Source organism: Acidihalobacter sp. (genome assembly GCF_037381185.1).
Classification (GTDB): Bacteria; Pseudomonadota; Gammaproteobacteria; order DSM-5130; family Acidihalobacteraceae; genus Acidihalobacter_A.
Genome location: NZ_JARRQY010000043.1, coordinates 14,878 through 27,176 on the forward strand (window position 1 = coordinate 14,878; position 12,299 = coordinate 27,176).

General features: G+C 65.4%; 9 protein-coding genes. 2 read left to right on the top strand and 7 right to left on the bottom strand.

The window, feature by feature from the left end:
• Positions 1-68: 68 nt before the first annotated feature.
• Genes relA through P8014_RS14600 form a run of 3 tightly spaced genes read right to left on the bottom strand, consistent with a single transcriptional unit; the run spans position 69 to position 5,436 of the window.
• On the bottom strand, positions 69-2,222 hold the full coding sequence (gene relA, locus P8014_RS14590; RefSeq protein WP_337818062.1) for a GTP diphosphokinase: 2,154 nt from the start codon (positions 2,220-2,222) through the stop codon (positions 69-71).
• A 29-nt stretch (positions 2,223-2,251) separates the two neighbouring features.
• Positions 2,252-4,759: an FtsX-like permease family protein gene (locus P8014_RS14595; RefSeq protein ID WP_337818063.1), complete on the bottom strand. Its 2,508-nt coding sequence runs from the start codon at positions 4,757-4,759 to the stop codon at positions 2,252-2,254.
• Positions 4,756-5,436, bottom strand: a complete 681-nt coding sequence (locus tag P8014_RS14600; protein WP_337818064.1) for an ABC transporter ATP-binding protein — start codon at positions 5,434-5,436, stop codon at positions 4,756-4,758. The genes P8014_RS14595 and P8014_RS14600 overlap by 4 nt, the downstream gene beginning before the upstream one ends.
• A 108-nt stretch (positions 5,437-5,544) precedes the next feature.
• On the opposite strand from P8014_RS14600, the gene P8014_RS14605 reads away from it, so the two are divergent.
• On the top strand, positions 5,545-6,174 hold the full coding sequence (locus tag P8014_RS14605) for an arylesterase (protein WP_337818065.1): 630 nt from the start codon (positions 5,545-5,547) through the stop codon (positions 6,172-6,174).
• A gap of 150 nt (positions 6,175-6,324) precedes the next feature.
• On the top strand, positions 6,325-7,512 hold the full coding sequence (locus P8014_RS14610; RefSeq protein ID WP_337818066.1) for an MFS transporter: 1,188 nt from the start codon (positions 6,325-6,327) through the stop codon (positions 7,510-7,512).
• Here the strand turns inward: P8014_RS14610 and P8014_RS14615 are convergent.
• The 4 genes from P8014_RS14615 to purL form a co-directional block, all read right to left on the bottom strand.
• Positions 7,509-7,811 (bottom strand): hypothetical protein, encoded by a 303-nt coding sequence (locus P8014_RS14615; RefSeq protein ID WP_337818067.1) that lies wholly within the window; start codon positions 7,809-7,811, stop codon positions 7,509-7,511. The two genes, P8014_RS14610 and P8014_RS14615, sit on opposite strands and share 4 nt — an antisense overlap.
• A gap of 356 nt (positions 7,812-8,167) precedes the next feature.
• On the bottom strand, positions 8,168-8,860 hold the full coding sequence (locus P8014_RS14620; RefSeq protein ID WP_337818068.1) for an HAD family hydrolase: 693 nt from the start codon (positions 8,858-8,860) through the stop codon (positions 8,168-8,170).
• Between the two features lie 123 nt (positions 8,861-8,983).
• Positions 8,984-9,580, bottom strand: a complete 597-nt coding sequence (locus tag P8014_RS14625; protein ID WP_337818069.1) for a hypothetical protein — start codon at positions 9,578-9,580, stop codon at positions 8,984-8,986.
• A 91-nt stretch (positions 9,581-9,671) separates the two neighbouring features.
• The coding region (gene purL / locus P8014_RS14630; protein WP_337818070.1) for a phosphoribosylformylglycinamidine synthase at positions 9,672-12,299 on the bottom strand (2,628 nt) is incomplete at its 5' end.

The following is a 12,299-nucleotide window of genomic DNA, read 5'->3' on the forward strand; positions in this document are numbered from 1 at the left end:
AGGGCTACGGCATCGCGGCGCCGATGTAGCCGTCGGTCCTGCAGAACTGGCTGCGCAGCCGGCGCTGATCAGCGCCGGCGTTCGGCGCCGAGCACGTTGGGCAATTGGCTGAGTCGGTCGAGCACGCGCCCCAACTGGGTCAGGTCCACGATCTCGATTTCCAGGTCCATGTTCACGCTCTGGTCGTCGCGGTTGGTACGCGTGTTCACCGCCAGCACGTTGATCTTTTCGTTGGTGAGCGTGTTAGTGATATCGCGCAGCAAGCCCTGGCGGTCGAAAGCCTCGATGTGGATGTCGACCGGATAGCTCTGCGGACGCTCGCCCCAGTCGACCTCTACCAGACGGCGGCGCTGTTCGTCCGGCATATTTAGGATATTGGGGCAATCGCTGCGGTGTACCGTCACGCCCTCGCCCTTGGTGATATACCCCACGATCGGATCACCGGAGACGGGTTTGCAACAGTTGGCGAACTGTACCAGCAGGTTTCCGACACCCTGTACGCGAACGCTGTCCTGCCCGTTCTTGCCCGTCGTCTGGGGTTTGCGAGGCGCGCTGATCGGCAGCTCGGGAGTTTCCTGAGCCGGCTGCAGGGCGGCGGCCAGCTGTCCGGGACGCACGTCGCCGCGGCCGATCGAGAGCAGCAGCTCCTCGTGGGTCTGCGCATGAAAGCGGCGCGCCAGGCCATCCATGTCGGGAGCGCCGACGCCGAGTCGCTGCGCCTCGCGTTCGAGAATCGCGCGCCCCTCGGCGAGATTGCGGTCGCGATCCTGCTGTGTGAACCAGTGACGCACCTTGGAGCGTGCGTTGGAAGTGTGTAGATAGCCGGTGTTGGGGTTCATCCAGTCGCGGCTGGGGTTGCCCTCCTTGGCTGTGAGCACCTCGACCTGCTCCCCGGACTTCAGCTCGTAGGTCAGCGGCACGATGCGCCCGTTGACCTTGGCGCCACGGCAGCGATGGCCGACCTCGGTATGCACCATGTAGGCAAAGTCGAGCGGCGTGGAGCCGCGCGGCAGATCGAGCACGTCGCCACGCGGCGTGAAGGCAAACACGCGATCGCCGAACAGTTCGGTGTGAAAGCCTTCGAGCAATTCCTCGTCGTCGTCGCGGTGGTCCAGCAATTGACGCAGTGAGTGGATGACGCGCTCCAGGGTCTGGTCCTGGCGCCCGCCTTCCTTGTAGCGCCAGTGCGCGGCCACGCCCTGTTCCGCGAAGGCATGCATGTCGTGGGTGCGGATCTGTACCTCGACGGCCTTGCCGCCGGGACCGACAACGGCCGTGTGCAGCGATTGATAGCCGTTTTCCTTGGGGTTGGCGATGTAGTCGTCGAATTCCTTGGGGATATGCGGCCACAGCGCGTGCACCACGCCGAGTACCGCGTAGCAGGTACTGACCTTGTCGACCAGCACGCGCACTGCGCGGAGGTCGTACAGGTCCTCCAGCGCCAGGTGCTTGCGGCGCATTTTCTTCATGATGCTGTAGATGTGTTTGGGACGGCCGTAGACTTCGGCGGCGAACCCTTCGTTCTCCAGCGCTGTGCGCAGCTCCTCGACGAATGACTGCACGTAGCGTTCGCGTTCCTCGCGCCGTTCTTCGAGGCTCTTGGCTAGGCGCTTGTATTCTTGCGGCTCGAGGTAGCGGAAGGATAAGTCTTCGAGCGTCCACTTGAGTTGGCCTATGCCGAGCCGGTTGGCCAGCGGGGCATAGATTTCAAGGGTTTCGCGGGCGAAGAAGCGGCGCTTCTCGTAGCTTTCCGCCCCCAGCTTGCGCAGCCGTTCGACGCGGTAGGCGAGCTGCACCAGCACGGCGCGCACGTCCTCGGCCATGGCGAGCAGCATGCGACGTACGTGCTCGGCCTGTTCCGGCGGGCGGACGAACTCCTCCTGGCTCTCGCGGAAGGTGTTTAGCCAGTTGATGCGTTCGACGAGGCCGGCGATGGTGGCGCCGAAGTGTGCCTCGATCTGCGCCAGGGGGCGACTGTCGCGCAGGCGCGCGTCGGCAAGCACGGCCGCCAGCAGCGTGTCGGGATCGCTGCCGATCCCCTGTAGCAGCACGGCGACCACGCGCCCGTCTGCCTCCAGGCGTTCAGGTTCACCGGCTTCGTCCAGCCACTGCAGGGCCAGACGCATTGCTGCCAGACGCTCGGCGGCTAAGGATTCGTCCAGCAGCACCGCCGTATCGACGGGCGCCTCGTTGGAAACGGATTGTGTTCCGACTTCTGGCATCGTGAGAATTCCTTCCTGCGCTACGGGGTTCAGAGCGCCGAGCGCAACACGTCCTGCGGCGGTGTGCGCAGAACGGTTCGTGTGCCTAACAGGCCGACAATCAACACGCCCAGCCCTCCTGCCGTCAAGCCGGCCAGCCACAGCCATGGATCGAAACGATAGACGAGATCGAAGACCCGTGTCGCGAGCACATAGCCGACACCACTGGCAAAGGTTGCGGCGAGCAGGCCGGAGATCAAGCCCAGCAGCAGGAATTCACTGGTCACCGTGGTCCGCAGCTGAGCATTGGACGCGCCCAGGGTACGCAATAGCGCCGCCTCGCGCCGTCGCTGGCCGCGCGTGCTATCGATGGCCGCGAACAGCACCACAATGCCGGCAAGCAACGAGAACGCGAATACGTATTGCACGGCCCACACCGCGCGCTCGATGATGGTCCGCACCTGCCCCAACAGCGTGTCGACGTCGAACAGGGTGATTCCCGGAAGGCTCCGCACCAGCCCGGCGAGGAAGGCATCACGTTGCGCAGGAAGGTGGAAACTGGTCATCCAAGATGCAGGCAGCCCGTCGAGTAGGCCGGGATGCGCGACGACGAAAAAGTTGGGTCGAAAACTGTCCCACTGCACGGTGCGCAGGCTGTCGATGCGCGCACTGACGTGCTGGCCGGCGACGTCGAAGCCGAGCGTGTCGCCGAGTTTGAGACCCAACGTCTTGGCAATGCCCTCCTCCACGGAAAAACCCTTACCGCCCCGGTTCCACCAACGCCCTGCGATGACCTTGTTGCCCTTTTGCAGGCTTTCGGCCCAGGTCAGGTTGAACTCCCGCCGCACCAGGTTCCTGGCGCGTGGATCGGCATAGTCCTGCGCGCTGACCGGTTTGCCGTTGATGCTGCTCAGCCTGCCGCGGACCATCGGATACAGCTTGGGCGGCGCCTGATCATGCGCCTTGAAATAATTGTTCAGCGCGCCGCGCTCGCCGGTCTGTATGTTGATCGCAAACTGGTTGGGTGCATCGGCCGGCAGGCTGGCCTGCCAACTTGAGAGCAGATCTGCCCGCACGAACGCCAGCAGTAGCAAGGAGGTCAGCCCCAGTCCCACGGCGGCCAACTGTACCGCCCCCATCTCACGGCGCCGCGCCAGGCTGCGCAAGCCGAAACGCATGCCGAAGCCGCCGCGCCGCGGATGCCAACGTGTCAGCAGTGTGACCAGCAGATAGCCACACAGCCAGAGCGCCAGTACGCTTGCTCCCGCCCCGCCGAGCACCCAGCCGGTCAGGCGCGCATCCCCGGTTTGCCACCAGGCCAGCGCACCTAGCGCCAGGATTGCCGCGACGGCGGTCAGCCAGGCCGAGGGCGGTGGAGGTGCAAGCTCGCGACGCAAGATGCGCAGCGGTGGCACGTCCTTGATGCGCAGCACTGGTATCAGCCCGAAGCCGGCCAGCGTCAGCAGGCCGCTGCCGATACCCACCAGCGCCGCGCCGAAGCCGGGCGGCGGCAGTGCGGTGCCGAACCATCCCGCAAGCAGCGCGACGAGGCCGCGTTGGGCGAGATAGCCGAGCCCGAGGCCCAGCAGGCTGCCTGCGACTCCGACACTGAGCAGGCGCAGCAGCGTCAGCTGCAGAAGCAACCGTGGTGTCGCGCCCAGACAGCGCATAATTGCTGCATGATCGGCCTCGCGGCGTGCGAACTCACGCGTGGCAACGGCGATGGCTCCGCCACCGAGCAGCACCGCAGCCAGTGCCGCGAGTCCGAGGAAGCGTTGCGCGCGCTCCAGCGCCGCGCGCACTTCGGGGGTGCCGTCGCGTAGCCCCTGGACCCTCGCGCCCGGCGGCAGATGCGAGTCCAGCCATCCACGCATGCGCGCGACCGCCGCCGGCGGGCCGGCCATGTACAGCGTGTGGCCGACCCTGCTCTGAGCCGTGATCAGTCCGCTGCCTGCCAGGTCCGCGGAGGCGATCAAGGCCTGTGGCGCGAACTGCAGCAGGCCGCCGCCGCGGCCGGGATCGTCGCGCAGCACGGCGCCTATCCTGAAGCGCTTGCGGCCCAGCTGTACCTCGTCGCCAACATTCAGATGCAGGCGCGCGAGGCCGTTGCGGTCAAGCCACAGCGTACCCGCCGGCGGCGGGTGCTTGCGCACCTCCACCGTGCCGTCGGGAGCCTTCTGAGTGCGGATGTCGCCGCGCAGCGGATAGCGGCTGCCCACGGCATGTACGTCGACCAGCAGTGTCTGCTCGCCATGCAGGACCACGCTTGGAAAGCGCAGGCTGACGGTCGTCTCCAGACCGATTGCAGCGGCCTGGCGAGTCATTGCTGCCGGCAGTGGTTCGGCTGAGCGCACCAGCAGGTCGCCGCCCAGCAAGGCCGCGGCCTGCTGGTTCATGGCCAGCCCGACCCGGTCGGTGAACAGGCCGACCGCGGAAATCGCCCCGACCGCGACGGTCAGGGCCAGGGCGATGATCCGCAGCGAGCCTGCGCGAAGGTCCCGGCGCAGCGCGCGCCGGAAAAGCGGCCAGATCGAGGCGCGCTCGGTGGGCGTGTTCACGGCTGCAGCGCTCCGCCGATCAGCTTGTAACGACGGTTGCAACGCGCCGCCAGCGCCGGATCGTGGGTGACTAGTACCAGGGCCGCCCCCTCCTCCGCATTGAGCGAAAACAGCAGTTCGGTGACCTGACTTCCGCTGCTTTCGTCGAGATTGCCGGTCGGCTCGTCGGCGAACAGCACGGCCGGACGGGCGACGAAGGCACGCGCGATCGCCACGCGTTGCTGTTCTCCACCGGAGAGTTGGTGCGGATAATGACGAAGCCGTTCGCTCAGTCCGACGCGTGCAAGTGCGTCGCGCGCGACTTCGTCGGCCGGGCGTCCCAGCAGTTCGAGCGGCAGCATGACGTTCTCCAGCGCGGTCAGGCCCGGCAGCAGTTGGAAGGATTGGAATACGAATCCCACCTTGCCGGCCCGCAGCCGCGCCCGGCCGTCCTCGTTGAGCATGGAGAGACTCTGTCCGGCCAGCGAGATTTCCCCCGAACTCGGGCGGTCGAGGCCGGCCAGCAGTCCGAGCAGAGTCGATTTGCCCGAGCCCGAGGCGCCGAGAATCGCCACGGATTCGCCGGCCATGACCTCGAGTGAAACATCGCGTAGAACGCTCAGCTCACCGCTGGGGCCGACGATGGACTTGGCTAGGTTGCGGGCGCTGACTACCACTGGTCCGGATGATTGACTCACCGCGGACGCCCCGCTCGCTGCCTGCGTGCCTCAGGTTTGAGCCCGCGCGAGTCCGACTGCAGGGAAATCAGGGCCGGAACCCAGCTCCGAAACGGTACACTGGCATCCATGAAACGAAGATTCTCCACAGTTCTGTTTGCATGTGCGGCGCTGTTCGTGCTGGCCTGCCCGCCGTGGGCTGCCGCCGGTGAACAGCGGGACATTCTGGTCCTCGGCGACAGCCTCAGCGCAGGTTACGGGCTCGATCCGAGGGCTGGCTGGGTGAGCCTGCTCCAGCAGCGGCTACATCAGCAAGGCTATCGGTATCGGGTGATCAATGCCAGTGTCAGCGGCGATACCACCTCGGGCGGACTGCAGCGCCTTCCCAAGGCGCTCGAGCGCTATCATCCAGCGCTTCTGATCATCGAATTAGGTGGCAACGATGGTTTGCGCGGAACACCTCTGCAGGTGATGCGCGGGAACTTGCGACGCTTGATCGGGTTAGGCCGCGATGCCGGCGCGCGCGTTCTGCTGCTCGGCGTGCGCTTGCCACCCAACTACGGCCCGGCCTACGTCAGCGCCTTCGAGAACGTTTATGCGCAGGTCGCCCGCGAGACGCATACGCCGCTTGTGGCGCATCTTCTGCGGGGCGTAGCCACCGACCGCGCGCTGATGCAGGCTGACGGAATTCATCCAAAGGCCAGAGCCCAGCAACGGCTGTTGGACAACGTTTGGACCGCGCTCAGACCGCTGCTCTGAGGGGGGCATCAGCGGATCAACGGCATTATTTCCGCGTTGTTGGTGCCATGGAACAAACCGATCAGTCGGTATACAGTTGTCGATCACGCTCCTGCCGGCGGACTCGTTGGCGGCAGGCCTGTCCGAAAACAACACACGACGGATGAATTAATGAGCGCAACCAGCTCTGCAATTGAGACGGGCGCGACGGCCGAGGCCGTACAAGCGCCGCAATACAAACGCCTTGCCGGCCTGAGCTGGCTGCATTTCCTCAACGACGGTTCGGCCAACTACCTGCCGGGTATCCTGCCGGCGGTACTCCTGGGGCTGCACCAGAGCACCCAACTGGCCGGCAGCGTGATGTCGGCACTGCTGATCGGTCAGGCACTACAGGTCTTCAGCGGCTGGTTCGCCGACCAAATCGGTGGCCGCTGGTTCATCATCTGCGGCGTACTGGGCTCCAGTCTGGCAGCGGCGATGATCGGCCTGGCACCGAATATCTGGCTGCTGATACCCGCGCTGGTGTTGATCGGCATAAGCAGCGCCTTGTTCCATCCGCAGGCGCTCGCCGGTGCGCGTTCGCTGAGCGGCACCCGGCGTGGTTTGGGCATGTCGCTGTTCCTGGTCGGCGGCGAACTCGGCCGCGGCATCTGGCCACTGATCGCCAGTCTGGTGGTGGTGTACTGGGGACTTCATTATCTCTGGCTATTGGCACTGCCTGCGCTGGTCAGCGTGGCGCTGCTGTGGAAGCAATTGCCAGTACAGCCTCCGCGCCATCCCGAGGCCCAACCGATCGCTTGGCGCAAGCACATCGGCCCGATGAGCTTGCTGGTTGCGTTTTCGCTACTGCGCGCGCTGACGATCTTCGGCGTGGTGACCTATCTGCCGGTGCTCTGGCACGAGCGCGGCCACGACCTGACCCAGGGCGCAGGGCTGATCACCGTGCTATTGGTGGTCGGCATCATCGGCAACGTTGGCGGTGGACATCTGTCGGACCGCATCGGCCGCCGTGCAGTGCTGTTCGGCTCCAGCGTGTTGGGTGCGCTGCTGTTGACGGCCTTTCTGCTCAGCCACGGATTCGAACAGTGGCTGATTCTTGGCGTGCTGGGCATCGCGCTGTTCGCCACCATGCCGCTTAGCGTCATCATCGGGCAGGACATCTTTCCGGAGAACCGTTCGCTGGGTTCGGGGATTTCGCTGGGTCTGTCCAACGGACTCGCCGCGGTCTGCCTGGCGGGGCTGGATTTCGTTTCGGCGGCGCGCGGGCCAGATGCGGTTTTGTGGTTGCTGGTGGGCGTGATCACACTGGCCGGCTTGATCAGCCTGAAACTGCCCAGCGGGGCTTCTCGCAGCACCTAGCGCGCGAACGCGATTTTTGCTCCGGTGGCCGAGTATTCGGACGATGGCGAATTAACCTGGGCGGCGCTTGGCGCGCCACCTGATCCCAGGACGAGGTGGTCGAACGCCCGCTTCCGGAACCCGCTCCGGGCCAGGTGCGCGTCAAGATCGAAGCCTGCGGCATCTGCCACAGCGACGCCTTCGTCAAAGACGGCGCATTCCCAGGCGTCGAGTATCCGCGCGTACCGGGCCATGAGGTCATCGGCCGCGTCGACGCGCTGGGCTTCTCTGCCGGACAGCGTGTCGGCGTGGGCAGGCACTGCTTCCGCTGCGAAGCCTGCCGGTCGGGCGATTTCGTCAATTGCAACAATGCCCAGATCGCCGGCGTCAGCTACGACGGCGGCTATGCCGAATCAGTGGGGGCGCCCACTCTGCTCAGCGCTGGGATAACCTCCTTCAACGCATTGCGCAACGCTGGAGCGCGGGCGGGCGACCCCGCAGAGGCGCTCCAAGCCATTGGCGGCGCGCGGGTGATCCTGGGCCGGCGCAGTATCGGTGGCTGGCCCACTGGGATGCCCAAGGACTCCGAGGACACGCTCGACTTCAGCTCGTGTCGTGCTGACCATGGACGACTGAAACAGGCGCGGCGCGTAACCAGCGCTGGCAGACCCGGGTCTCAGAGGGTCTGCCAGCGCGCCAGGATCTCGCGCAGTTCTCCGACGTGCCGGACTTCTGCGTCCGGCGCTCGGCCCTCCTTCCAGGGCAGCCCTTCGGGATTGACCCATGCGGTGTGCAGCCCGTGGCCTTGGGCTCCGAGTATGTCGCACTCGATGTCGTCACCGACATGCAGGCATTCGTCGGCTCTGACGTCCGCTTTCTTCAGCGCCTGCTCGAAGATATCCGGATGCGGCTTGGCGACGCCGGCCTCGGCCGAGGTGATCACGAAGTCGAAGAAATGATCGACGCCGATGTGACGTACGTCCGCGTTGCCGTTGGTGATCGCGCCGATGCAAAAGTGTTTGCCCAGATCCTCGAGCAGCGAGGCCGCTTCGGCGTAGAGTTCGACCTCGTTGCGCGCCAGCCAGAACACGCGGAATCCTTCCTCCACCCACTCTTCGCCCAGCGCGTGTTCGGCCGAGAGTTGTGCCAGCCAGCGCTTGCGCAGACGCGTCATGTCATGGCGCAGATCTTCGTTCCGTCGGAAGTATTCGATGCGGTGCGCGATCAGAGCGTCAATGTCGTAGTGCGAGGCAAGCGCTGGATAGCGGGCCGTCAGCCAGGCGTAGAAACGGCGTTCGGCCTCGGCGATCACCGGCCTGCAGGACCACAGTGTGTCGTCGAGATCGAAGGTGATGCAGCGAATAGACATGAGGATATCCCGGGGAGCGTCATGTGCCGTGCAGCGACCGCTGCCGCGGACACCAGTCAGTGATCAGCATATCTCACAACCGGCCGCGTGGCAGCGCCGTGGCCGGTTCAAGAAGGATCGGAGTCAGTGCCGGGAGCCCTGCGAGGCGCTGTTGAAATACTCCAGCGCCTTCTGAATCGCGAACATCGGCGCGCTTTCGATACTGCTCGGATCGCTTTCCGGTACGACGTCGCCGTAGAACTTGCGAAATGCGAGGATGTGCAGCGGCAGTTCCTTGGCGAACAACTCGTTGAGGTCGATGAAGTGCTGCGCCAGCGCGAGCACCGCGGCAGCACGCAGTTCCGGGGCGAGCGCCTGACCGCTGCGGATTTCCACCTGCGGCATTTCCTTGGGCTGCGCGGTCACGATCAGGCTGACCAGCGCATCCCCCTCGATCGTCTCGTCGAGGGCGAAGTTCTCGCGAAGGTTGAGGTGCCCCTTGCTGCGGATGTGGTCGAACGGCTGGAAGACCTTGCTGGACATGTTGACGCCCCACAGTTCCAGATCCTCGCGCAGCTCGTGTAAAGCCTCGCTGCCCGCCAGTGCGTGCGCGGTCTGGGCGTAGAACATATCCCAGATCCAGACCTGTCCGTATTCGGGCAGCTCGTCGCCCTCCAGGCGCACGCCGGCACGCGCCTGGGTTGAGAAATCGTCGGGGAATCGGATGCTGATTTCGAGCATGAGGGGCCTCTTGCGGCTATGACGCGGAGGCGCCTGGGGGCGCCTCCGGGTGACACAGAATCGAGATAAGTTGGGTAACTATCTGTAAATACTAACCAACATAGACTCGTGCGTTTCGAAACATACGCAGCCAGGGGCCGTCTTCATCCCAACCGGCCGGATGCCAGCTGTGCTGCGCGGTGCGGAACACGCGTTCCGGGTGCGGCATCATGATGGTGAAGCGTCCGTCCCTGGAACTCAGTCCGGTGATGCCGCGCGGAGAGCCGTTGGGATTTTCCGGATAGTGCGTGCTGGCGCGACCGTGGTGGTCGACGTAGCGCAGCGCGACCAGGCCGGCCTGCTCCACCGCTTCGGCGGTGTTGTCGCTGAACACGGCCCGACCTTCGCCGTGTGAGACCACCACGGGAATAACCGAACCCTGCATGTCGCGCAGGAATAGCGAGGGTGACGGCAGCACTTCCACGAGGCTCAGACGGCCTTCGAACTGTTCCGACTCGTTGCGCACGAAATCCGGCCAGTGCGAGGCGCCGGGGATCATGTCACGCAGCTGGGCCATCATCTGGCAGCCGTTGCATACGCCCAGGCCGAAACTGTCGGAGCGCTGGAAGAACTCGTGGAAAGCCTCGCTGGCGCGGGTGTTGTAGCGGATCGACTTGGCCCAGCCTCCGCCCGCGCCCAGCACGTCGCCGTAGGAGAACCCGCCGCAGGCGGCCATGCCCTGAAAATCCGTCAGGGAGACGCGCCCGGCGATGACGTCGCTCATGTGCACGTCGACAGCCTCGAAACCGGCGCGATCGAACGCCGCGGCCATTTCGATCTGTCCGTTGACGCCCTGCTCGCGCAAAATGGCGACGCGGGGCCGCGCACCCTCACCGATATAGGGCGCCGCGACGTTTTCCTCTAGGTCGAAGCCGAGCCGCGCGAACAGCCCGGAGTCGCCCTCGTCGCCGAGGACATCGAACTCCTGCTGGGCACAGCTCGGATTGTCGCGCAGGGCCTGCATACGATAGCTGGTTTCCGCCCAGGTCTTGTGCAGACGCGAACGCTCCGCCCGGTAGATGCAGCGGTCGCCGGCGTGGATGCTGACGGCGTCGTCCTCGCTGAGGCGGCCGACGACCCGCGCATGGCTGCCCAGACCGACTTCGGAGAACACCATCAGCAGTTCGTCGACGTCGGCATGGCGCACTTGCAGCACCGCGCCGAGTTCTTCGTTGAACAGCGCCGTCAGCGGATCTTCCTCAGGGTCGAGTTCCAAACGCACACCGGTGTGCCCGGCGAATGCCATCTCGCATACGGTGGTCAACAGGCCGCCGTCGGAGCGATCGTGGTAGGCGAGCAGGCTGCGGTCGGAATTCAACCTCTGAATTGCCTCGAAGAAGGCCTTCAGCATGTCGGCACTGTCGAGGTCGGGTGCCTCGTCGCCAAGCTGTCCGTAGACCTGCAGTAGCGCGGAACCGCCCAGGCGATTTCGCCCATGGCCGAGGTCTACCAGAATCAAGTCGCTGTCGCCGCTGTCGGTCCGCAGCTGTGGGGTCAGGACATGACGCGTGTCGCTGACCGGGGCGAAGGCGGTGACGACCAGAGACAGCGGAGAGGTTACCGCGCGCGTCTCGCCACCCTCCTCCCACACGGTCTTCATCGACAGCGAATCCTTGCCAACGGGAATCGCGATGCCGAGCTGTGGACACAGTTCTTCGCCAACGGCCTGTACGGTGTCGAACAGTGCGGCATCCTCGCCGAGATGCCCCACGGCGGCCATCCAGTTGGCCGACAAGCGCACTTCTCCGAGCGCGGCGATCGGCGCAGCCGCAATATTGGTGAGCGCTTCGGCGATCGCCATGCGACCGGACGCGGCCGGATCGAGTAGCGCCAGCGGCGGGCGTTCGCCGATGGCCATGGCCTCGCCGGTGTGGCCACGGAAATCACTCAGAGTGACTCCGACGTCCGCCACCGGTACCTGCCAGGGGCCGACCATCTGGTCACGCGCTACCAGCCCGCCCACGGTTCGGTCACCGATCGTGATCAGGAACTGCTTGCTGGCTACCGTAGGCAGACGCAGCACACGGTCGATGGCCTCCTCCAGCCGGATCTTGTCGAGCGCCGGCGCCAGGCGCGGAGGCTTGACGTGCTGTACCTCGCGCAGCATCTTCGGCGGCTTGCCGAGCAACACCTCCATCGGCAAGTCGACCACGGTCTCCTCGAGCAAGCCGTCGCCGACCATCAGCTGCTGTTCGGCTGTGGCCTCGCCGATCACGGCGAAGGGGCAGCGTTCGCGTTCGCACAGGGCGACGAAGTCGTCCAGACGCTTGCGATCGACGGCCACCACGTAGCGCTCCTGCGCCTCATTGCACCAGATCGCCAGCGGCGACATGCCGGGTTCGTCATTGGGCACGGCGCGCAGTTCGAAGCGTCCGCCGCGGCCAGCGTCATTGACCAACTCCGGTACGGCATTGGACAGGCCTCCCGCGCCGACGTCGTGCAGCGACAACACCGGACTGTCTTCACCCAGCGCGGCGCAGCGGTCGATCACCTCCTGACAGCGGCGTTCCATCTCGGGGTTGCTGCGCTGCACGGAGGCAAAATCGAGGTCTGCATCGCCGCTGCCCGTGGCGATGCTGGAAGCAGCACCGCCGCCCAGGCCGATCTGCATGGCCGGACCGCCCAGCACCACGATCTGCGCGCCCTCGCTGATTGGGCGTTTCTGAACCTGGTCCTCGCG

What these genes read in the sequence shown, in the direction of transcription:
- relA (WP_337818062.1), bottom strand. Translation starts at nt 2,222, where the DNA reads ATGCCAGAAGTCGGAACACAATCCGTTTCCAACGAGGCGCCCGTCGAT.
- P8014_RS14605 (WP_337818065.1), top strand. Translation starts at nt 5,545, where the DNA reads ATGAAACGAAGATTCTCCACAGTTCTGTTTGCATGTGCGGCGCTGTTC.
- P8014_RS14610 (WP_337818066.1), top strand. Translation starts at nt 6,325, where the DNA reads ATGAGCGCAACCAGCTCTGCAATTGAGACGGGCGCGACGGCCGAGGCC.
- P8014_RS14620 (WP_337818068.1), bottom strand. Translation starts at nt 8,860, where the DNA reads ATGTCTATTCGCTGCATCACCTTCGATCTCGACGACACACTGTGGTCC.
- P8014_RS14625 (WP_337818069.1), bottom strand. Translation starts at nt 9,580, where the DNA reads ATGCTCGAAATCAGCATCCGATTCCCCGACGATTTCTCAACCCAGGCG.